18 protein-coding genes are annotated in these 23,258 nt (G+C 56.8%); 9 read left to right on the forward strand and 9 right to left on the reverse strand.

The features are described from left to right. Positions 1-78 precede the first annotated feature (78 nt). The 9 genes from AC2FHX_RS12500 to AC2FHX_RS12540 all read left to right on the forward strand — a co-directional run bounded on the left by AC2FHX_RS12500 (position 79) and on the right by AC2FHX_RS12540 (position 9,716). Positions 79-501: a GtrA family protein gene (locus tag AC2FHX_RS12500; RefSeq protein WP_496701905.1), complete on the forward strand. Its 423-nt coding sequence runs from the start codon at positions 79-81 to the stop codon at positions 499-501. Between the two features lies 1 nt (position 502). Further along, positions 503-2,137: a glycosyltransferase family protein gene (locus AC2FHX_RS12505; protein ID WP_496701903.1), complete on the forward strand. Its 1,635-nt coding sequence runs from the start codon at positions 503-505 to the stop codon at positions 2,135-2,137. Positions 2,138-2,233: 96 nt separating this feature from the next. After that, positions 2,234-3,043 (forward strand): glucose-1-phosphate cytidylyltransferase, encoded by an 810-nt coding sequence (gene rfbF, locus AC2FHX_RS12510; protein WP_142636222.1) that lies wholly within the window; start codon positions 2,234-2,236, stop codon positions 3,041-3,043. An 8-nt stretch (positions 3,044-3,051) separates the two neighbouring features. After that, on the forward strand, positions 3,052-4,185 hold the full coding sequence (rfbG, locus tag AC2FHX_RS12515) for a CDP-glucose 4,6-dehydratase (RefSeq protein ID WP_496701901.1): 1,134 nt from the start codon (positions 3,052-3,054) through the stop codon (positions 4,183-4,185). A 24-nt stretch (positions 4,186-4,209) separates the two neighbouring features. Then, positions 4,210-5,412, forward strand: a complete 1,203-nt coding sequence (locus tag AC2FHX_RS12520) for a DegT/DnrJ/EryC1/StrS family aminotransferase (RefSeq protein WP_142636227.1) — start codon at positions 4,210-4,212, stop codon at positions 5,410-5,412. Continuing rightward, positions 5,412-6,656, forward strand: a complete 1,245-nt coding sequence (locus tag AC2FHX_RS12525; protein ID WP_496701899.1) for a class I SAM-dependent methyltransferase — start codon at positions 5,412-5,414, stop codon at positions 6,654-6,656. The genes AC2FHX_RS12520 and AC2FHX_RS12525 overlap by 1 nt, the downstream gene beginning before the upstream one ends. 10 nt (positions 6,657-6,666) lie before the next feature. Then, entirely contained in the window at positions 6,667-7,614 is a 948-nt protein-coding gene (locus AC2FHX_RS12530) for an NAD-dependent epimerase/dehydratase family protein (protein WP_496701897.1), read from the forward strand. Beyond that, the gene (locus AC2FHX_RS12535; RefSeq protein ID WP_185956666.1) at positions 7,575-8,594 is read left to right on the forward strand and encodes a glycosyltransferase family 2 protein; all 1,020 of its coding nucleotides are present in this window, start codon (positions 7,575-7,577) and stop codon (positions 8,592-8,594) included. The genes AC2FHX_RS12530 and AC2FHX_RS12535 overlap by 40 nt, the downstream gene beginning before the upstream one ends. Before the next feature lie 3 nt (positions 8,595-8,597). After that, a complete protein-coding gene (locus AC2FHX_RS12540; RefSeq protein ID WP_496701895.1) occupies positions 8,598-9,716 on the forward strand; it encodes a glycosyltransferase family 4 protein in 1,119 nt (372 codons plus the stop codon). On the opposite strand, the gene AC2FHX_RS12545 is transcribed toward AC2FHX_RS12540, so the two are convergent. From AC2FHX_RS12545 to AC2FHX_RS12585, 9 genes are all read right to left on the reverse strand, one after another. Beyond that, positions 9,691-10,347, reverse strand: coding sequence for an HAD family hydrolase (locus AC2FHX_RS12545; RefSeq protein ID WP_496701893.1), 657 nt, complete (start codon positions 10,345-10,347; stop codon positions 9,691-9,693). The genes AC2FHX_RS12540 and AC2FHX_RS12545 overlap by 26 nt on opposite strands. Beyond that, positions 10,347-11,318 carry an ATP-grasp domain-containing protein gene (locus tag AC2FHX_RS12550; RefSeq protein ID WP_496701891.1) on the reverse strand — a complete coding sequence of 324 codons (972 nt, stop codon included), beginning with the start codon at positions 11,316-11,318 and terminating at the stop codon, positions 10,347-10,349. The genes AC2FHX_RS12545 and AC2FHX_RS12550 overlap by 1 nt, the downstream gene beginning before the upstream one ends. Positions 11,319-11,473: 155 nt before the next feature. Next, complete coding sequence (locus AC2FHX_RS12555) at positions 11,474-14,848, reverse strand: error-prone DNA polymerase (RefSeq protein WP_496701889.1); 3,375 nt, start codon at positions 14,846-14,848, stop codon at positions 11,474-11,476. Further along, on the reverse strand, positions 14,845-16,323 hold the full coding sequence (locus AC2FHX_RS12560; protein ID WP_496701887.1) for a Y-family DNA polymerase: 1,479 nt from the start codon (positions 16,321-16,323) through the stop codon (positions 14,845-14,847). Before AC2FHX_RS12560 ends, AC2FHX_RS12555 begins: the two co-directional genes overlap by 4 nt. A 258-nt stretch (positions 16,324-16,581) precedes the next feature. Continuing rightward, positions 16,582-17,688 (reverse strand): transporter substrate-binding domain-containing protein, encoded by a 1,107-nt coding sequence (locus tag AC2FHX_RS12565; RefSeq protein ID WP_271948822.1) that lies wholly within the window; start codon positions 17,686-17,688, stop codon positions 16,582-16,584. Positions 17,689-17,732: 44 nt separating this feature from the next. Further along, a complete protein-coding gene (locus AC2FHX_RS12570; RefSeq protein ID WP_142636243.1) occupies positions 17,733-18,974 on the reverse strand; it encodes a transporter substrate-binding domain-containing protein in 1,242 nt (413 codons plus the stop codon). Between the two features lie 19 nt (positions 18,975-18,993). After that, positions 18,994-19,782, reverse strand: coding sequence for a PP2C family protein-serine/threonine phosphatase (locus AC2FHX_RS12575; protein ID WP_281995081.1), 789 nt, complete (start codon positions 19,780-19,782; stop codon positions 18,994-18,996). A gap of 3 nt (positions 19,783-19,785) precedes the next feature. Continuing rightward, positions 19,786-20,757, reverse strand: coding sequence for an FHA domain-containing protein (locus AC2FHX_RS12580; protein WP_496697037.1), 972 nt, complete (start codon positions 20,755-20,757; stop codon positions 19,786-19,788). A 203-nt stretch (positions 20,758-20,960) separates the two neighbouring features. Continuing rightward, positions 20,961-23,120 (reverse strand): serine/threonine protein kinase, encoded by a 2,160-nt coding sequence (locus tag AC2FHX_RS12585; RefSeq protein ID WP_496697035.1) that lies wholly within the window; start codon positions 23,118-23,120, stop codon positions 20,961-20,963. Positions 23,121-23,258: the final 138 nt, after the last annotated feature.

A 23,258-nucleotide genomic window follows, 5' to 3' on the forward strand; every position in this document is an offset into this window, starting at 1 on the left:
GAATTGTTTTCTAGTGTCGGTTATTTTGCCGAATTTGGTTTCTGTGTTTAATATTTCCGCCGAAAGGGCCAACATTTGATGGCGAGGCTTAATATACGCTCGGCTTTCGCGCCGTCAGAAGAACGTGCGCAGGTGGTACGGTTTCTCTGGGCTGGCCTGATCAACACGGCGTTTGGCTACAGCGTGTTTGCCCTATTGATTTTTGCGGGCATGCATCCACAGCTTGCGCTTCTGCTTCAGTTTATCTTGGGTGTGATCTGGAATTTTTGTATCCACGCCCGGTTTGTCTTTGGCGTGCAGGGATACCGCCGTTTCCCGCTATATGCGATGTCTTATGTCGTGCTGTATTTTGTGAATGCGCTGCTTTTGCGCGGTTTGATGCAGGTTGGGCTTGATCCCTATCTGGCACAGGCGGTCGCATTGGGGCCGGTTGTCATATTGTCTTACCTCATGATTTCGCGTGCGCTTGGCCGGGGTCAGGCGTTGGATCGGAGGGGCTGAGATGAGCGATGCGAGAATATCAAGCTTTAAGGGCACCACCCCGTCAAGTACGCGCATGGGTGCTATGCTTGGGATCGTGACCGCTGGTCTGGGGCTTGTGTTGCTGATTGCCGGTTTGTTCGGCCGCCTGATGACCTATGATCTGCGCCGGGATGAGCTGATGTTCGTCCCTCCGGCACGTTTGCTCGGAGAGTGGGAGCTTTATTCGGACTTCTTCTACAATCACGTCCCTTATTCGGCGTGGTATTATCTTGGGTCCGGCATTCTGTTCGATGAGTTCGGCCTGTTGGGGTCCGCTCGGATCGGCCTGTTTCTGGCCTGGCTTGGATTGATCGCTGCGACTGGCTGGGTAACGCTGCGCTTGTCGGGATCGCCGGTTCTCGCCGTCTTTTCAGTTATCGGCATCGTGACATGCGAGCTGTTTCTGACCGGTGCCGGTATGGCCGCAACCAACAATCTGTTGCCACTGCCATTTGCGGTCATCGGGCTTGGCCTGTTTTTGATCGAGACGTCAAAGCCCGCGCCGCGATTTTTGACGCTGGTCCTATCGGGCGTCGCATTGTCTATTGCGGCGGGGATGAAGGTCAGTGCGGTACTGTTTATTCCGCCGATTGCTCTTGCCGCATTCTTGTTGCCTGCGGATGTTTCGATGGCACGACGACTGAAAGCCGTGGTTCTGCCGCTGCTGATCGGAGGGTTGATCGGGGCCTTGCCCCTGTTTGCCTTCATGCTCGCTGATCCGGGCGTCTTTCTGGCGCATGTCTTGGGGTTTCACACCGGACCACATGTCGCCTATTGGGAGGCCAACGCCGCAACAGAACCGGGGCTGGCCCTGGGATTGTCGGGCAAGTTGATGCTGGCCCATTCGGCATGGGTGGCCGGAGTGGGCCTGGTGATGGTTATGGCCATTCTGTCCGTGCTTTGGATTATCCTGCGTGGTGGTGCGCGTGTCGACGAAATGCAGCCCTCGCAACTGCGGCATGGTGGTGTTGTTCTGGCGATCATTATCTTGACTGCCTCGATGGCTTTTGTCCCAACGCCCGGTTTCCCGCAATATTATATCCAGCCTCTGGTCTGTCTGCCTCTGCTGCTCGCGGTTCTGTTCCGTCGGCTTGACCCGCCACGGCGGCACGAGGCAGTGCCTGTGCTTGCGGCAGGTATTGTCTTGATGGTCATCCTGGGACTCCCGCGTATCGGGATGGGCCTGGTCTCGCTGACAGAGCCTTCGAAGTTCACCTCGGCCCGTTTTGCCGGTTCCGGCGCTGTCCTGCGGGATGCGGTGGCAGGCAGTGCACTGCCTGATGGTCCGGTCGCGACTTTGCTGCCGATCTATCCGCTTGAGGCGGGCCTGAGTGTTTATCCAGAATTTGCAACGGGGCCATTCGCTTACCGAATTGCACCCTTCACGGATCCGGAACTTGCCGGCAAATACGTGATGGCAGGCGCCGAAGACTTACCGGCTCTGTTTGCAGATAACCCGCCTTCGGCTTTCCTGCTTGGATACGATTCCGTTCTGGAAGCCCCATTGTTGAGCTATGCGCGAGCAAACAACTACCGCCCGGTCGAATTATCAGGTCTGAACAACCGCTACGGCCAAGGTGTGGTATACTTGAAAGCTGCAGGGGCTGAACAATGACCAGTGCTTGCGCGACTCAACCTGCCTATATTTTTCCTGGGCGGGCCCATTCACATGACCATCAATTCTATTGATCGAATAAAGGAAGGATAGACAATGAAAACGGTACTTCTGGCTGGTGGACTAGGCTCGCGTCTGGCCGAAGAAACGGTTTCCATTCCCAAGCCCATGGTTGAAGTGGGCGGGCGTCCGATCATCGCACGCGTGATGGATATCTACAGCCATTTCGGACATCGTGATTTTGTTGTGGCTGCCGGGTACAAAGCATTGCTGCTGAAGCAGTTCTTTGCCAATTATCACCTGATCGCCAACAATATATCGGTATCGTTGGACACTGGGGAATTGCAACTGGTCCCTTCTGCTCCGGGCGGGTGGAATGTGTCAGTGGTCGACACCGGTGCGCATACCATGACCAGTGGTCGTATCCGTCGGCTCAAGGATTGGCTGACTCCTGATGAGCCGTTCATGTGCACCTATTCGGACGGCGTGGGAAATATCGACATCAATGCACTGATTGATTTCCACAAATCACACGGCAAGCTGGCGACCGTAACTGCGGTTCAGCCCCCGGCGCGGTTTGGTAACATCGAGCTCAAGGGCGACAGGGTTGACGCCTTCACAGAAAAGGTCCGCAATCGCGAAACCTGGATCAATGGCGGCTTCTTCGTCTTCGAGCCGGGCGTCTTGGACTATATGGTTGATGACAATGAGCCGCTGGAACAGACCCCGCTGACCCAGATGGCCCGCGACGGAGAGTTGATGGCCTATCGCCACGATGGGTTCTGGCATCCGATGGATACTCTGCGCGACAGGAATACGCTGGACGGTCTGTGCGAAGGTGAAACGCCGCCCTGGCTTAATTTCAACGAAGGTTCGGGCAAGAGCTACCCAGCTCTGGCGATATGAGGTGAACCGTGAGCGGGCAGGTCAATTCTCAGTTTGATGGCGTTTTTGCCGGCCGCCGTGTTCTTGTGACCGGGCATACCGGATTCAAGGGCGGGTGGATTTGTGCATGGCTGAGGCGTCTGGGGGCAGAGGTGACAGGCTTGTCACTGCCTCCCGAACAGGGGCATTCATTCTTTGATGCCTGTTCTGTTGACGGGCTGACCGACAGTCGGATTGCGGATATCCGCAATCGTCAGGCGGTGCTGGATACACTGTCAGGCGTGGACGCTGAAATCGTGTTCCACATGGCCGCCCAACCCTTGGTGCGCCGGTCTTACAGGGATCCTGCCGAAACCTTTGCGACCAATGTATCTGGAACGGCCCATGTTCTGGATGCCGCTTTGGGGATGCGCTCACTGAAGGCGGTGGTCGTTGTCACCAGTGACAAATGTTACGACAACAAGGAATGGACCTGGGGTTATCGCGAAAACGATCCGATGGGCGGCAGGGACCCGTATAGCGCCTCGAAAGGCTGTACCGAGCTTGTGGCGCAATCTTATGGTCATTCCTTCTTTTCATCAGCGGATGGGCCGCAACTTGCAACAGTCCGGGCCGGGAATGTGTTCGGAGGGGGCGACTGGGGCGAAGATCGGCTTATCCCCGACGTGATCCGCGCATCCGAGGCGGGCGAACCGGTGGTTATCCGCAGCCCGCTCAGCGTGCGCCCCTGGCAGCATGTTCTTGAACCGCTGTCGGGCTATCTGGCCTTGGCCGCGCGAATGTATCGGGATGGGCAAAGCTTTGCTGGCGCCTGGAATTTTGGCCCTGATGTGTCGGGGACGGTGGATGTCCGGCAGTTGGCAACCTTGATGCAGGATGCCTGGGGCGACGGAGCGCCACAGTTTTCGATGGCGTCTGCTGAACAGACATCTGCCGCGCCGCATGAGGCAGGTATTCTTCGACTGGACAGCACTAAGGCGCAAACGGGATTGGGTTGGCGTCCGCAACTGACATTGCCCGAAGCCGTTCGCCTGACAGTAGACTGGTACAAGGCCCATGCCGCCGGTGCGGAGATGGGTGGGATCACAAACAATCAGATCGGGTTCTACAGTGACCTGATGTCTTCACGGGATTTCGACCGGGCTCCGGTCGCCGCGCAATAGCGGGTTATTGAGGAGAAAAGAATAATGCGAGTGAATTACGGTCAAACCGTGCATGGCCAGGAAGAGATCGACGCGGTTGTCGAAGTTCTGAAAACGTCCACCCAGATGGGCCCCAAAGTGCGCGAGATGCAGGAAAAAGTGGCTGCTTTGTTTTCCAAACGCCACGGCATCATGGTGAACTCGGGGTCATCGGCGAACTACCTCGCGGTCGAGATTCTGGACTTGCCAAAGGGCAGCGAAGTTATCACTCCGGCCCTGACTTTTGCCACGACGGTTGCTCCGCTTGTCCGTCAGGGCCTGATCCCGACATTTGTGGATGCCGCGGTCGGGACCTATAATATCGACGTAGACGCGATCGAACGCATGATCACGCCAAATACATCTGCCGTCATGATCCCGTCACTGATCGGAAACCTGCCAGATTGGCGCCGTATCCGCGAGCTGGCCGATGCGCATGGTCTGAAGGTAATTGAAGACAGCGCTGACACGCTGGGCGCAACCATCGACGGTACAAGCACGGGCGTCTATTCCGACGTCTCTACCACCAGCTTTTACGGCAGCCACGTCATCAATGGCGCCGGGAATGGCGGCATGTTGTGCGTGAATGACGAAGAGCTTGGCCGCAAGGCGCTTTTGCTGAGGTCCTGGGGGCGGTCGTCCTCGCTGTTTGTGGAATCCGAGGCCATCGAGAACCGGTTCAACGTCAAACTGGACGGGATCGAGTATGATGCCAAATTTCTGTTCGAGGATCTTGGCTATAACGTTGAACCTTCGGAAATCAGCGCGGCATTCGGGTTGGTGCAGCTGAGCAAACTGGACAACAACATCCGCGTGCGCGAAGAGGCCTTCGCTGCTCATCGCGCCTTTTTTGCCCGCTATGAAGACTGGTTCATCCTGCCTGAACAACTGCCGAACTCGCGCACCGGGTGGCTGGCCTTCCCGCTGACATTGCGCGAAGGTGCCCCATTCACGCGGCGCGAGATGCAGATATTTCTTGAGACTTCTGACATCCAAACTCGGCCCGTCTTTACCGGAAACATTCTGCGTCAGCCTGCCATGAAGCAAGTAGAATACCGAGCAGATCCCGCAGGCTATCCCAATTCCGATGCGGTTATGCGCGGGGGTATTCTGCTGGCTTGTCACCATGGTCTGATACAAGCGCAAATCGATTATATGCATGCAAAATTTGAAGAATTTGCATTGAAATTCCAAGGAGCACTGGTCTGATGAACGATCAAAGCATCAATACGTCTGTTCGCACGACCTGCCGGACCTGCCGGTCTACCAACCTTATGCTTGTGCTGCCGATGGGCGATCACCCGCCCGCCAATATGTTCGCACGGCCCGAGCAAAAGGATGTTCCGCAACCGGCTTTCCCGCTGAATACTCAGGCCTGTCTGGATTGTGGCTTGATCCAGGTTGCAGATCAGGTGCCTGCTGATTTCTTTACGGACTATCTTTATGTCCCGTCCGGTGCGGCAACAATGCATACACATTTCGCCGAACTCGCCTCGGTCGCGGTAGAGCGTGCGCAAGGTGGGCTGATCATTGATATCGGTTGTAATGACGGTCTGATGCTGTCCCATGCCAATGATCAGGGCGGGCGCACATTGGGCATCGACCCGGCGGCCAACCTTGCCAAGATCGCAGGTGAACGGGGCGTCCGGGTCCATGTCGACTTTTTCAACCGCGCCACCGCACAGCAGATTCGCGAAACCGAAGGTCCAGCCAGCGTCATCACGACGACGAATACCTTCAACCATATCGACGATCTGCACGGCTTTACCGAAGGTGTGCTGGACCTGCTGACCGACGACGGTGTCTTCATCATCGAAGTGCCTTGGGGCAAGATGATCCTCGAGACCAACGAGTTCGACAATGTCTATCACGAACATGTCTCTGAACTGAGCCTTCTGTCCGTCGTCAAACTGGGCCAGTCCGTTGGGCTCGATGTAGTGGATGTTACAAAACTGCCGGTTCATGGCGGTTCGATGCGCGTGTTCATGCAACCCGCCGCGCTGAACAAAACCCCGGCGCCGATTGTTGCTGATATGCTGGCTGACGAAAATGCCGCGGGCATGACCAACAAAGAGGCATACGAAGCATTTGCCGAGCGTGTTCACGCGATGCAGGAAAGCCTTGTTTCCATGCTGGCCGAGCTTAAGGCATCTGGCAAAACGATTGCTGGCTACGGTGCGCCCGCTAAGGGTAACACGCTGTTGAACTACTTTGATATCGGCACGGAAACTCTGGATTTTCTGGTTGACCGGAACACGTTGAAACAGGGCCTGTATTCGCCGGGCAAGCTTATTCCTGTATTGGCCCCCGAAGCGGTCATGGAACGCAAACCTGATTACCTGTTGGTTTTGGCCTGGAACTTCTTTGACGAAATCCGCGAGCAGATGGCTGATTTCGAAGCCGCTGGCGGCAAGTTCATCGTGCCTTTGCCAATGCCAGTAGTTATTCCCTGAAGGGAAAACAATGACGCGCGTACTAATCACCGGAGCCAGCGGATTCATCGGCTCTCATCTGGCTCGGGCCTGTTTGGCCCGGGGCGATGAGGTCGCTGTGCTTACGCGGCCGGGTTCCTCTCTGGACCGTTTGCAAGGTGTTTCGGGAATCCGCGTTTTCACCGATGGGTATTCGGATGTTGCCGCGATCAAACGCGTCGCGAATGCGTTCCGACCCGAGGTAGTTCTGCATACCGCCGCGCAGACAAAATTTGCCGAGACTGATGACCTGGCAGATCTGAATGCCAGTATTTTGCAAAATCTCTCGACGCTGGTTGCGATCCTGTCGGCTTTGGCCATCTGTGATCAGCCACCCAATGCGTTTGTGCGCACCGGATCCATTGCGGAATATGGCGATATCAAGCTGCCCTATGTCGAAACTTCGCGAGAGAACCCGCGAAATTCCTATGGCGCGTCTCTGGTGGCCGGAACGCAATATATTGAAATGGCTCAGCCCCGGCTGCCGTTCAAGGCTGTTACGGCTCGGTTGGCGCTGACCTATGGTCCCGGACAGTCAGAAGATTTCTTCATACCCCATGCCATTGGCCGCCTGTTGCGGAAAGCCCCGGTTTTCCTTCATCGTCCACATGATCGGCGTGATCTGATACATATTGACGACATAGTCGAAGCGCTGCTTTTGATTGCTGACGCGCCGGACAAGGCGGGGTCGGTCATCAATGTTGTCACCGGCGATGCTCCGGATATGGCAGCAGTCGCAGGAGAGTTGCAGGTGTTGAGCGGAGCAGCTCTGGATTTGGTTTACTCTGCGCCGCCGAAGGATGACCCGGTATTGTTGGTTTCGGATCCTTCACAGATGGCGGAACGTTATGGCTGGTCGGCAAAAATCGCTTTGCGTGAAGGCCTTGAAAGGACGGTTCAATGGACAAAACAGTCACAACAAGCGGAGATGAACGCGTGACTTTGGTTTCAATCCTGATCCCCGCTTTGAACGAAGAAGATAACGTTCGCACGGCCTATGAACGTGTGACCAAGGTGTTTGACGATCTGCCCTCTTATGAGCCCGAGATCATTTTCACTGACAACCATTCCACGGATCGTACATTTGAAATCCTGTCGGATATTGCTGCTGCTGATCCCCGTGTCCGGGTTATCCGATTTGCCCGCAATATGGGATATCAGTCATCAGTTCTGACGGCCTATCGATCCGCAAACGGGGCCTGTTCGATCCAACTGGATTGCGACATGCAGGACCCGCCCGAACTGATCCCGCAGATGCTGGATACCTGGCGGCAGGGATATCACGTGGTATACGGCATTCGCCGTAGCCTGCCGGACGGACCCATCGTCGCTGCCGCGCGGCGCGGCTTTTATGCGTTGATCGATATGATCAGCAATGATGATTTGCCGAGAAATGCGGGCGAGTTTCGGCTGACTGACCGGCGTATTCTGGACGAGCTGCGCCGGGTCGATGATCGCTCTCCTTATGTTCGCGGGTTAATCAGTGGGATGGGTTTCCGCCAGATCGGCTTTGAATATGATCGCAATGCGCGCACCGCTGGCGAGTCGAAATTTCCGTTTCGGGCCATGCTGTCGCTTGCTGTCGACGGGTTGATCAACCACTCGCTTCTGCCCTTGCGCCTTGCCTCGATGATTAGTCTGACGGTTGGCACAGGGACTTTTTTGCTGATGATCGGATATGTGATCGGCAAGCTGTTCTTTGGCCAGAACTGGCCGGGCGGTTTTGCCACGACCACCATCCTGTTGCTGCTGTCGATGACCTTGAATGCGATGTTCCTGGGAATAATGGGCGAATATATTGGGCGGATTTTCCTGCAGTCCAAAGACTTGAATCGACCCATTGTCGAACAAGAGTTGAACCGTCCGGAAACTCTGGATCTGGTACAGCAAGCTGATCGTGTAAAAAGCGCCGCTGAGTGAAAAATGAAACTGTTATTGGTGCAAGCTGGGTTCGGAGCGGGCGGTGCGGAAAAGATCGCCGCAATGATCGCCGCGCATCGAATCTCGGCCGGGGATGAGGTTCACGTCGCCGGGATGGCGACAGAGGATTCTGGTTCCTACTTCGCCTATCCTGAGTGCGCGCATTTACACATGATTCAGCCGCTAAAGATCTCGCGGCGACTGACGCAGGCACGGCGCTACTTGCATATTCGCAAGGTCATCCGGGCTGTGCGTCCCGATCTGATCATCTCGTTTCTGACCAAGGTGAATGTGCTGACCATGTTGGCCGCGCGTGGAACCGGGGTGCCCGTCGTGATCTCTGAGCGGAACAATCCGCTGGTTCAAAGCGGAAATCCCATGTGGCTGAAAGCGGTGAACAGGCTTGCGCGGGGGGCATCCGGAATTGTCATGCAGACCGAACGTGCGCGTTTGGATTTGCCTGCGGACCTGATCCCAAAGGCCAGTGTAATCCCCAATCCATGTGCTCCGCTGGGGGGGATCCACATCGGGTCCGGACAGACCCGGCTTGTGGCTGTCGGGCGTTTGGATCGTCAAAAGGGGTTCGATATGCTGCTGCGGGCAATGCCCGAAGTGCTGCGCGACAACCCAGACATCCGGTTGACGATCTTTGGCGAGGGCCCAGAGCGCGACGCGTTGGAACAGCAGATCTCTGCTGCGAATTTATCGGATGTCGTATCATTGCCCGGCGCCAGCCCAAAACCCGGAGACTGGATGCAAGACGCGGATATTCTTGTATTCCCGTCTCGCTTTGAAGGGTTCCCGAATGTAGTTGCCGAGGCCACGGTCACAGGTCTGCCGGTCATATCGTTCGATTGCGCCTATGGGCCACGGGAATTGATCCGCGACAGGGAAAACGGATTGCTTGTTCCGGCCGAGGATGTTGCCGGTCTGGCCAAGGCGATTTTCAGCCTGTCAAAGGATGATGCCTTACTGCATAAAATGCGTCAGAATGCACGCCATAACAGGGAATGGCTGGAACCGCAGCACGTTCTGTCGGACTGGGATTCTTTGATTGCCAATGTGCAAATCGGAGTTGCTGCCAAAGCCGGCACGGCTAAAGGTCTGACAGAACTTCTGTAAGCTGGCCTAAGCTGGTGACCGTGGCATATGCGGCATGCTTAGAACTGGGTGGAATCGGATCATGCACAGCCCCGGGTCGGAGGATTTGAACCGTCCGCCAGCCTCGGGCATTCGGGGTGATAAAGTCCTTGGCCGGATTGTCCGCTACATAGACCATTCTGCGCGGGTTTTGCGCGGCCAATTCCATCTCTTCATAGGCGCGGGGATGCGGTTTCCCGTAGCCATCCGGCCAGGCGCCGGTCGGGCGGATATGAGCAATAAAGCGGTCCAGATCCAGCGCGGCGATCTTGTTGCGCTGCATCTTTTCGGGCCCGTCGGTGATCAATCCCATTGGCTGATCTGCGTTTGTCAAAAACCGCTCGGCGTCTTCGCACAGCGAAATAAGGGGCGGGTGTGATCGGTATTTGGTGATCAGGTCCTGTATGAAAGCATCGGTCGCATCAAGGCCGGTCTGCGTGCAAGCCACATTGAATATGCGTCGTCTTTCCCCCGCATTGTACGCGGCCTGACACTGTTGTCCGAATCCTTCAGCGCCGGTTTTTTCGTGGACCCAACCGTTCAGCCAGTTATAGCCGCTAAAGGCAAAATCGCGCTCCAGATACAGGGTGTCGTCCAGATCAAATACCAGCATCAGCCTTGATACACCGCACTGTCATATCGCATCATTTTCACACCATCGCGCCAGTTGTTATGAGCGGTTGACGGTAATTCGGCGACCTCTTCCAAAAGCCACTGTGCGAACTGTGCGCCCGCATGATCGGCCAGAGGGTAGCCACCCCCGAAACGCGCATTGATCTCAAGCACTGCGGGGCCATGTTCTGGGTCATCGATGATCTGAAAACAGGCGACACCGCGCAGATCGGGCAGGGCCTGTGCAATGTCTTCGGCGATGGTTTGCAGATCATTGCGTCGCCTGGTTTCACCCTTTTCAACCTCACCGGCGCGAATTTGAATGCGCAGATGCGGGATCACCGTGCAGAGCTGACCCGAGGTATCTACAAACATGTTGATTGTGTATTCCGGTCCGTTCAGCTTGTCCTGAAAGATCATCGGTTCGGGGAATTCAGAGGGGACATCAGCGAGGGTTTCGAATACGTCCAGCCCCCGGCTTGCACTGCCGCCGCTTGGTTTTGCAAAGATGGGCCAACTGATGTCCTGTGGCCGCTCTAGCAATTCCTGATGATCCAATGTGCGCGGAACTGGAACCCCGGCTTCGGACAGTTTCTGGATTGTCAGGCGCTTGTCCCGGACAACCTCGATCACGTTCACCGGCGAGACATGGACTCGCGCGCCCAGATTGGCAAAGGCGGGTGCGGCCTGTGCCAGGGGCATCAGTTCCGGGTCGATTGTGGGGATCACCAAGCTGACCCCGTGTTGACGCACAATCTCGAGGATCGAGGTTGCATAATCGGGGCTGTCACATCGCGGCACGGCGGCGGCGTGATCGGCCAGTGCACAGGCCGCGCTTTCATTTGGGTTCAGGTCGCAGGCGATGATGGTCAGATCAACATCCAGACGTTCCGCAGCCGCCCTGAAGCATTGCAACAAGCCAACACGGCGACCCGCCGACGTAATCAGGATTGCCAGACATTTTCGCGCCATCGGAAACTCACCAATTCATAAACAATTATACGTGCTTAACCTAGCACAGGGTGTCTTGCCCTGTGAACGGGGTAGGGGTGAGTTTGCCTCAATATTGTTTTGAGTTGCGGCAATCCGACAGTGCGGACCCTGCCAGAGATATGCAGCAGTGCGGTTCAATGAAAATCCCGGCTTGGAAACAGCCGCTTTGCCTGATCCCGTGGGTGCATTGCCCTGGCAGGATAGCGGGATTTCTTCGGTGTATCATCAGTGCGGGACCCTTCGGTGCTTAGGACCTCTGGTTGCGGGTGCCCCAATTCGGAAAGCTTATGTGACATGTCCTGAACGTCCTGGGCGATCAGGTGCACGATAATCCCTTCACGCTGCAGATACCCTGTGATCCGCAGCAGGCGCCCGCCCATCACGGCCCGGCGGAAACGCTCATAAACCTTGGGCCAGACCACCACATTGCTGACCCCGGTTTCATCCTCTAGCGTCAGGAAAATTATACCCGACGCCGTGCCCGGCCGCTGACGGGTGATAACCAGACCACAAACGCTGTGCCGCCCCAGGGGCACCTCTAGCAAGGCGACATGTGTGGTCAGCCCTGGCAGAGAGGGGCGCAGCAGTTCCATCGGGTGGGCCCGCAGGGTCAGGCGGGTGGCAACATAATCCTCGACCACCTCTTCGCCCAGCTGCATGGCGGGCAGGTTGACCAGGGGTTCGTGAACCGTTTCCCCGTCAATCGGATCATTGAACAAGGGCAGAGGTTTGGGGCTTTGAATGGCTTTGACCTGCCAGAGTGCATCGCGCCGGGTCAGCCCCATATCGGAAAAAGCGTCTGCCTCGGCCAAGCGCGTCAGTACATCAGGCCGCAGCCCCGCACGCAGCCACAGCGCCTCTGGATCCTGATATCCATTGCCGCGGGCGGCCTCAATCCAGCCGGCGTCTTCTTCCCTGAACCCCTTGATCTGGCGGAATCCCAGCCGCAGCGCCAGCGCGCCATCGGGGCGGCGTTCCAGTATATTGTCCCACTCGGAATGATTGACGCAGATAGGGCGGATTTCGACCCCATGCTCGCGGGCGTCGCGCACGATCTGAGCGGGCGCGTAAAACCCCATGGGTTGAGAGTTCAAAAGCGCGCAGGCAAAGATCGCCGGGTGATGGCGTTTCAGCCAGGCCGAGACATAGGCAAGCATGGCAAAGGCCGCCGCATGGCTTTCCGGGAACCCGTAATCGGCAAAGCCTTCGATCTGGGAAAAACACTGCTCAGCTACTTTGATGTCATAGCCGTTGCCCAGCATCCCATTGATGAATTTATCCCGGAATGTGCCGATTGTGCCCATTCGCCGGAACGTGGCCAATGAGCGGCGCAGATGGTCGGCCTCTTCCGCCGTGAATCCGGCCCCGACCACGGCAATCTGCATGGCCTGTTCCTGAAACAGGGGGACGCCCAATGTGCGCGCTGTCACCTGTTCCAGTTTCGGGCCAAAGGGTTCGGGGTTTTCCAGCCCATTGCGTCGCCGGATATAGGGCTTCACCATATCCCCTTGAATGGGGCCAGGGCGCACAATGGCAACTTCGATTATCAGGTCATAAAGCTCGCGGGGGCGCATCCGGGGCAGGAAATTCATCTGCGCCCGACTTTCGACCTGAAAGACGCCGATCGCATCCGCCCGGCAGAGCATGTCATATGTGGCGGTGTCGTCCTGAGGCACCTTGGCGATGCTCAGGGTCTGGCCTTCATGCTGTTGCAGCAGGCCAAAGGATTTGCGCAGACAACTGAGCATACCAAGCCCCAGCACATCGACTTTCAGGATGTTCAGAGCATCAATATCATCTTTGTCCCAGCAGATGACGGTGCGGTTTTCCATTGCGGCATTTTCAATCGGGCAAAGCTCGTCCAGGCGTCCTTTGGTGATCACAAAACCACCAACATGCTGGGACAGATGGCGGGGAAAGCCGATGATTTCGCCAATCAGATTAATGGTTTGCATGAGACGCCGGTCGCTGAGGTCCAGCCCCAGCTCGCGAATACGGTCCAGATCAACGCCGCCATTGCTCATGCCCCAGATCTGGCTCGACAGCCCAGCGGTTACATCCTGCGACAGCCCCATGACCTTGCCCACCTCGCGAATGGCTGCACGGGTGCGGAAATGGATGACAGTTGCGCAAAGACCAGCACGTTCGCGGCCATATTTCTCGTAAATCCACTGGATCACCTCCTCACGCCGCTCATGCTCGAAATCGACATCAATATCCGGCGGCTCGCCCCGGTATCTGGACACGAACCGTTCAAAGACCATGGCGATCTGGTTGGGGCTGACATCCGTGATGCCCAAGAGGTAACAGAGCACCGAATTGGCCGCGGACCCGCGCCCCTGACACAGAATGCCCTGCGACCGGGCATATTGTACGATGTCATGTACAGTCAGGAAATAAGCGGGAAACTGCAGATCCGCGACCACCGCCAGTTCCTTGCGCATCAGCCCGACCACCGTGTCGGGCGGCCCTTCGGGGTACCGGCGCTGCAACCCTTCGTGTGCCAGACGTTCCAGACGCGTTTGCGGATGTTCCCCGCTTGCAATCTCATCGGGGTATTCATACGAAAGCTCCGCCAGATCAAAGCTGCACCTGTCGGCAATCTCCATCGTGCGCCGCAAGGCGCTGGGGTGATGGCGGAACAGCCGGACCAGATCATGGCCGGATTTGAGGCGGCGTTCGGCATTGGGCAATGCGCGGGTGCCGATCTGATCAATCGTGATATTTTCACGCATGCAGGTCAGGATATCGGCCAGTTGCTTGCGGTGGGCGCGGTGCATCAGAACATCCCCGACCGCCACCATGGGGGCGCAGCTTTTCTGGGCCAGTTGGGCGCATTCGGCCAGGTAGGCCTGATCGCTGCCGTCATAGCGCGGAACAGCGCCCAGAAAAACATGATTGGGAAAGCGCCGTCGTACGGTCTGAATATTTGATGCGGCCTCTGACAGGGTGGTCTGGGGCAGGGCGATCAGGATCATGCCCTTGCAGGCCGTCAGCATGTCTTGCGTATAGAGCTCGCAATCGCCCTTATCTGTACGCCGTTTGCCCAGAGTCAGCAGGCGGGCCAAGCGTTTGTAGGCTGCCAGATCACAGGGCAACGCCACCCAATCTACCGCACTGTCGCGCAGCAGCAGCCGGCAGCCGGTAATCAGTTTAGGCAGAACAGTGCAGTCCGGTTTCGCAAGCGCCTGCCTGTGGCCAACCTCTTGCCGGGAGGAGGAATCAACCCGATATTCAGATCTGATTTGAAGGGGCTGTTTGGTCTGTCGTTTAAGCTCTCGCAGTGCCGACCATGCGCGCACAACCCCTGCCAACGAATTGTGATCCGTGATAGCTATTGCCGACAATCCCAGCTCGGCGGCGCGCAGGACAAGCTCTTCGGGGTGGGAGGCCCCGGTCAGAAAGGTGAAATTCGTGGTGACACAGAGTTCGGCATAACCCAGCCCCTGTGCATGGGGCTTTGGCATATGGCGGTGCAGGGCGTCTGTCGGGCGGTTTGCTGTGATCATGCGAACTCTCCCTGTACAAACCAGCCCGGATTCTGAGGCGTGTAAAACAGCCAGAGCCTGCGCCCCTGCGTGGTTTCCACCCGCCAGTAATCCCGCAGACCGGACCGCCAGCTTTCATCCTGATGCCACCACTCGGGCGCGATGCGTTCGGGGCCCGTGGCATGGCCGGTTGTCAGGGACATACGTCTCCAGCGGAACCGCGCGGGCGGATGCGGGCCGGTTGCCGCAATCGGTTCGGGTGGAAACAGGTAGAGCGGGCGTGGGTTCAGGCTGCTCCAGCCGCTGGAGGGGTTGGAATAGGCGGCGGCCGCGATGATGAAACTGTGTTCGGGAATATGGCTGTCCGCAGGTAGGAAACGCTGTATGTTTTCAAGCCCGACCCGGGTGCCCAGCCGGGTGATCAGGTCATCCAGCCGGCTCTTGCTGTGGTCCGACACATGGCTGATTTGTTGTACTGGCAGCGCTTCAACCCCGGTAGCCTCCAACCGCATTTGATCAATGCCAAAGCCAGCATCTATTTCCCCCAAACCGCGTTCGAACAAAGACAGGATACGCTGAGGATCGCGCAGAGGTCGGGCCAGACGCAGTTCAACCAGCTGGCAGTCCTGGTCCACCCGACGCAATGTCATGCAAAGTTTCCGGGCGCCCATCTCTTGCGCCTTCAGCTTGGCGCAGAGCTGGGCCAACAGCCGTTCGGTACCAGCCATCACGTCCGACAGTAATCCGATGGGGTCCGGCAGGGTCATGCGCGCCGCGTAATGGGGGGGATCGGACAGCGGCGTGATTGCTTCGGGTTGCGCGCCCAGAGCCTGATCCAGCCTGAGCAGCAGACCGGGACCAAAACGCCGTGTCAGCGGTGCGCGCGGTGCTGCCGCCAATGTACCAATTTTGCGCAGGCCCATGCGCTGTAAGGCGACCGAGGTCTTCTCATCCAGACGCAAGGCCGCCACCGGCAGCAACTTTAGGGCCGTCAGCATATTGCCAGAGGCTGCGACCCCCTCGTTATAACGGGCAAGCGCCCAAGCCGCACCGCGCGTATCCCCCAACCCGATCTGCACCCAGAGCCCTGCGCGCGCAAACCGTCCGCGCATATCAGCCAACATCGCCTCTTCGCCGCCAAAGAGATGGGCTGACCCGGTGACGTCAAGCACCAGCCCATCCTCGCCTTCCATCCCCACCCAGGGGCAATAGCGCGTTGCCCAGCGACGCAGGATGTGCAGGAAACGCATATCGGCCTGAGGATCGGCTGTGCAGCTTTGCAAAGCGGGGCAAAAGGCGCGCGCATCCGCATAGGACATGCCCTGATGCAGCCCCTGTTCCGCAGCCTGAGCGTTCAGGCAATAAATACGATTGGCATTCTGTTGTTTGAGCGTCAGGACAAAGGGCCCATTCACCAGGCGTCGACGCAGAACCCGGTCGCTTGCCAACCGAGGAAACCACAATGAAACGACGCGACGCTGCATTCCATCGAACATGCCAGATACCAATATGTTCTTGATTTGTTCTTTTTATGCTTCCACTTTTATAGAGTCGAGTCTTTTGGATCAAACGCCGGCAGATAGTGCCACCGGGGCCAAGTTGTTTCGGCTTCGAAGGGAAGGTCGACCCTTTTAGGCATCAAACCGCGGCAGCCACTATTCGGACTCTCATTCCTGTCGCAAAAATCTTCGGATCTTGAAAAAAGACAGGGCCGGTCCAAAGACCGGCCCTGCGACTGTTCATATGTATCGGTATTAGTTTGACGCGGCGTTCAGCTTTTCGTTCTGTTCACGCAGCGTGTCCGAGATGATCGCGTACCATTCGCCGGATTCACGCATTTCGTTCAGGCCCTTGTTGACCATAGCGATGTATTCGCGTGCAAACGGGTTGGTGCGGTGCGCAAGGAAGCTCATCGAGGACAGCGTGGAAACATAGGGGTTTTCTACGATATCTTCCGAGGTCAGACCCATGTCCTTCATGGTTGCGGCGAAAAGATCGACCTCGAACGCGGCCACATCGGCTGAGCCGGTCAAAACGGCATCCAGACACTCGCGGGCCGAGCTGGGGTGAACCAACGTCAGGTTCTCGGAATTCAAGCCAACTTCTTCAAGTACAACCATGCTCCAGCCGTCCATACGACACAGGGTTGCACCTTTGAGGTCTTCGAAGGCCGTCGCTTGTGAGTATTCGCTTTCCGGCAGAGTGAAGAAACCGCCGACGATGTCATAGACCGGAACCGAAGCAACAAACTCGTTGCACCGGGATTCAGTCGCTGCAGACCACTCATAGGTGTGATTTGTACAATCTGGAACTGTCCAGGCGATCGAGATGTCGAATGCGCCGAGCGGCAAGAGAGTTTCCAAATGCGAAGTCCAGTCGTCGACAAAGCTGACCGAGAAATCACGGCTGTTGCCGGCACGCTGAAGACTTGTGGTCGCCAGGCGGGTCATGATCCCACCACCACTCAGACTTTCGGTCGTGAATGGCTCCCATCCGTTACCCGCTACCAGCTTGATTGGCGGGGCGTAGACGTTCGAACGTTTCACACTGGCCGCACGCTTTTCTTCTGCTGCGATCAGTTCCTGTGCTGACTGGCCATTCGGCAGACTGCCGTCTTCACAGGGCAAGGACAGAACCAATCCAGGCGCCAGCGCGTTTGGGTTGGTGATGATGTTGCGGTTGGCGTTGAAGATCGGCTGATAGTTCGAGGTGCCATAAGCCGCGATGGCGATGGTCGCCATCGTGTCACCATCCGCGACGGTATAGTTGCTACAGGCCTCCTGTGCTGCGGCAGCTCCGGCGCTCAGGGCGGTGACGGCGGTGGCCGAAATCACGACTTTCTTCAGGTTAAATTTATACATGTCCACTTCCTCCAGACTTTTTTGAGTTTAGGCCAATAAGGGCCTTAGCCATTTTCCATTTGATAACGCAGAGCGGTTGAGACGATGTCGCGCCACTCGCCTGATTGCTGCATGATCGCCAGACCCTGATTAAGCGTTTCAAGGATCGCTTCTCCATCAGGATTATCCTTATGAGTCATGATGTTAAGAGACTTGATCGCTGCCAGGTTGGGGTTTTCTACAATGCGATGCTCGTAACCCAGCCGACCGATTGCCTCGACGGCCAGATGGGCCTCAATTGCGGCAATGTCGGCGGTTCCATCCATCAATGCATGGAAACATTCATCCGGCGAAACCGGGCGCAGCATCGTGATCGCGGGCTCGTACAGCCCCACCGCGTCCATATGCGACAGGGACCAGCCCTCGGGTCGGCAGATGGTTGCACCGGCAAAGTCCGCATATGTCAGGGTCTCTTCATAGCCCGAACCTTCGCGAGCAAAGAACGTGTCCACAACTTCATAGAACGGGTTCGAGAAATTGTAAGTTTCACAACGTGAACGGTCATTTTCAGACAGTGCATCTGCGTCGTCACAATCTGGACGCGACCACGGGAAGGTCGCGTCAAATGCCAGCGTCGGCATCAACAGATCCAGATGTGAAGACCAGTCATTGACGAACTGAATCTTGTAGGACTGTTCCGGCGCTGCGCGCAACATCGCGGTTTCAACAAGATTTGTATATAGACCACGATGCGGCAGAGCTTCATCCGTGAACGGGGAATAGTTGCCGCCAGTGATCAAAATCAACTGACGGTCCCGGATTTCAGGACGTTCACCGGTACCTGCATTGCGGATTAGGGCAGCACCTTCAGCACGCGCGGCCTCGATCTCATCCTTGGCCGCAGCCTTGGCGGCGATGACCGCCTCTGCTTTGGCTTCGGCCACGCGGGACTCGGCTTCGGCGATAGCTTTGGCAGCGCGATCTTCCGCAGCCTTGACAAGTTCGGCGGCCATTTCGGCGGCCATTGCTTCGGCCTCTGTCTGCGGCACGGCAGCTGCGCGCCCGATATCTTCCAAACACGGAAGGGTCAAAACGTCGCCGACGCGGATGACATTGGGATTATTTCCGATTACATCGCGGTTTGCCTCGAAGATGATCCGAAAATCTTCGGTCGAATAGACTGCGATGGTCAGTTCCCGCAGGCTGTCGCCTCGCTGGATTTCATAGGTTGAGCATGCTTCTTGTGCCGAAGCAGCGCCCGTCGCGGCAGCTAGTGCCAGGCTGGATATGATCAGATGGAGTTTCATTGGTCCGGTTGCTTTGCCTCTAGTCGTTTCTTCTGAGTTTGATGACGCCAATCGACGTATTGTCTTGATCCGGGTCGTTCCTGGTTCTCAGTGCCCGCAACAGCGCATCCGCAATATCTTGAGCCAGCGCATCTTCGTTTTCCTCAAGAATTGCCTGAATTTCTGTGTTGCTCAGATATTGCAGCCCATCACTTCCCACGATCAGCACATCCGCGGTGCTAAGACCCAATGGTTCTTCCGGGCAATCGACCTTGGGAATTGCGGCGCCCATTATCACCGAAGTCAGTTGGTTTCGGTCGGGGTGAGACGACGCCTGGTCTGGCGTAAGGGTACCTGCAGCAACCTGAGCATCAATCATCGGAGCCATCGAATGGTCTTCGTTGATTTGGCTGAGGGTACGGTCGCGATAGAGATAAAGGGGGCTGTCGCCAATCGAAATCCAGAAGACGCGCTTTTCCAGCAGCAAAACTCCCAACATGGTTGATCCCATGTTGAAATCTTCACCCTGCTCCTCGCAGTAAGTCGAAATCGCGGCATTTGCCTGCATGGCTGCCAAGGGTAAGGCGTCGATCAGCGCAGTCTCAGCCGGAGCGTCTGCTTCAAGTTCGGTATCCAGTGCATCGCGCCAGGCTTTGACTACCAGTTCAGATGCCACTTCTCCTGCCGCATGCCCACCCATTCCGTCCGCGACGATGACATAGCCCGCATCCGCCGCGTCGAACATACGCGACGCGACCGCGTCTTCCTGCGTGTCGCGCTGACCCTGATCCAGGATCAGCGCAAGATCATATGCCGGGGTCGCCAGCATCAATTAAACATCCCGCCAATCAAAGCCGTCATCGCAGAAGGCTGCAAAACGGATTGAGGTTTCACTGATCCGGATAAGATCGCCTGTGGAGAGTGGAACCGTGCTGAGAACGGGTTTGCCGTTCAGGCGCACCAGATTGGCCTTGCCGCCGTGGCCCAGATAGCATTTGCGGTCTTCCGGGTCATAGGCAATTACCGCATGGTTGCTGCGGGAAATCCCAGTGTCGCCAAAGTCCAGCTGGATCGCCTGGTCATCATTACGCCCAATCTGCATCAGGCCTTCTGTCAGCGTAACGCTGGAACCGCGGCCGGGGCCGGAAGTTACAACAAGCCATCCTACCGGGAATGTCGCCTGCGCGGTCTCGGTCTTGGCCATAGCCACCGGCTCGGCTGTTTCCATCAGGTCCTGAACATGCGTATCCGCGCGCTCGAAGCCCAGGAAGGTGGTTTTCACACGGCTGCGTCTGTCTTCTTTTGCCGCAGGAGCAGGCTGAGGTTGTGCCTCGACCTCCGGGGCAGAAGGCGCTTCTGGTTCCGGATCAACTGTCTCGACGACCACGTCTACGACCGGTTCTTCCATCGCCATTTCAGGCGCGGGATCTTCAATCGTGGCTGTCAGTTCTTCGGTTGACACATGCAGTGTCACAACCGGTTCGTCGTCCTTTGGGTCGGCATCAACTGTAACCTCGGTGGCGCTTTGCACTTCGGCGACCACTTCCTCGACGATAATCTCATCGGCAGTGGCTTGTTCAGCTTCGGAGAACACCGGCATCCTGCCTTCGGGTAATAGTTCTTCGCTTTCATCGTAGCTATCAGCAGCAATGTTGCCGCCTGCCAGTGCATTACGAAGTGCGTTGAAATCCGCAATCGGTTCAGCGTTATCAGACTCAGGTGACGCGACCTCCTCGGTTTCGGTCTCTTGAGGTTTGCCGGCACCTTCGAGAAGCCGGCTAAGGGGGCTTTTATATTTAAACATGGTGTCGACACCTTTGTTTCTTGGCACAGGAACTACGTCCCATGGGGCTGCTACTCACCTCTGCACGTTCGGTACACAGGCACTGATGATTGGGAACAAAAAAACTCATTTACCTTCTGCGACGGGCCGGTCCCCGTCAGAGTGATGGCTTTCGCTTCACTCTCAGCAAACACACACAGGCAGATCACAATCAGACCGGATCATTACTCCTGTACCAGGGGCATAACCGCACCCGTTTCAGTACCGTTACGCAGAACTGTAAAGCGGGCTTCGGGCTGGTTTTCAGAAACAAGGAGCTGCAAAAGCGCGTCCAGCCCTTCAGGGTTGGTAATGTTCTGACCGGTATGATTTTCCGAGATCAGTACATCGCCTTTGCGCAGGCTGCCTGCTGCGGGTGCGTCTGGTGCAGTGTCAACAACAGTTGCCCAGCCGTTTCCATTGCTGTTCCTGATAGTGAACACATAACCATTCTCGAGACCCAACATGCGAATGGCGGGCAGGGCCAGCAATCCGTTCTGCGCACGGGTTTTTCCGAGTTCCCGATAACGGGCAGTGATGCGGATATACCCATCCGGATCGACCTTCAGGTCATCCAAAATCTGGGCGGCAAAACTTGCATCTGCCTGGACCGGCACTCCATTTACAGTATAAATTGACGCCCCATGCTGCACCCATTCTCCGATCACGGAAGTATCCAGCGTGGGGTCAATGCCGGTCACGACAACGACGCTGCCAGTCGAGGCGCGGCGTTTCGAGGTCTGGAACGGTATTTCCACATCCCAATGAGAATACGCAATCTGCGTTTCTGCCGGTTGGCCAGCAGCAGCGCTGATTTCTACCGGGTCGGCAGCAACAGGGGCTGCCTCGACAGGTTGCGCTTCGGCGTTTTGCGCCGTGAGGGTATCCGTCTGCTCAACAGGTTCTGTGCTTGCGACTTCTTGTTCTGGTGCTTCAGCTTCCGCAGCGGCCGGTCCTGCCGTTTCCACGGCCTCTTCCGCAGCGGCCGGTGCCGCCGTTTCCACGACTTCTTCCGGCTGTTCCGAGGCTGGTGCCTCTGTCTCGGTCACCTGGACCGGCGCTGCTGTCGGTTCGGGGGTTTCTTCGCTGCCACTGAACAAAACGAATCCGCCTGCAGCCAAGGCAACCACCACCGCAGCAGCGCCTGCGATGACTTTACCGCTGCCGCCTGATCCGTTCTTGACGATCGTGTCGACCGCAACCGCGGCCTCTTCTTTTTGTGCAAACTTGGCCAGATCGCCCTCTGACTTATCCTCATTACCCAGGGCAATGTCAGGGTTCCCAGCCAACAAGGCAGTCACCACCGCCTCGGCATTTTCACTTTCGGCTTTGATCCGGGCTTGCTCTTCGACTTCGTCCTTACGGTCCATCGCCACGATGACCGAGACCGGACGATAGGCGAAGGAGTCAAACATGACGCCGGGACCACGGAACATCCGCAGCCAATCCAGGGCCGTTTGCAGACGATCTGTTGCGTGAACTTCCATCGCTTTGTCGACCGCTTCAAGGAACCCATCGGGATAGCCGCTGTACTGACCTGCGAGGGGCGTATAGGGATCATCCTGGCCATTGTTGAAGGCATTCAGTCGGGTTTGCCCGTCGATCGGACGTTCGCCACTGATGGCGTGATAAAGCGTCGCCGCGAGAACATAGAGGTCGCTGCTGGGTCCCTGATCTGCGCCGCGTACATAGAATTCGTGCGGGGAATAGCCGTCTTTGATAACGCGCAAAGTCAACAGGGCAGCAGATTGATTGGCTGCCTGTTCGCGCGCGGCACCAAAGTCGATGAGGACCGGGTCTCCGTTTTGGTCAATCAGAATATTGTCCGGTGAGATATCGCGATGCAGCATTCCGCTTTGGTGGATGAACGAAACGGCCGACAGCATTTTCTCGGTGACTTGGACAATGAAATCCGGGCCCGCGTCGTTTTCGGGGTTCTCGGAATAATCCAGAAGATCGCAACCCCGGATCAGGTCCATTGCGATATACGCCGTGTCGTTGTCTTCAAAGACCTGATGTACGTCAACGATATTGGGATGAACCAGTCGGGCGTGATTGCGGGCTTCCTGAATGAACAGGTCGATGATCGCGCGCAGATCTTCTTTGTGGTCGGGATTGATGGGTTCAACCGCGTCACCATTCCGACGGCACAGAGCGCCCGGATAGCACTCTTTGATCACGACATCGCGTTCTAGGCTGTCGCGGGCCAGGTAGGTAATCCCAAACCCGCCATTGCTGAGGAAACGAAGAATCTCATACTGCCCGCGCAACAGCTTTGCGCCAGGTTCAAGTCCTTCAATCTTAGGTTCGTCGTGCGTTGCACCGACAGCCTGGTTATGGCTCATTTCATTCCGCCCGTTCTAATCGTTTTGCGGCAAAAAACCTGGGCAAATAGCCCGCAAACACACAACCAAAAACAACCGCAGGACACTCAAGTCGGTTAGACGATTCAAATTTGACTTTATTGGGGCCGCCTGATGGCT

The organism is Ruegeria sp. CDSC042 (assembly GCF_059610745.1).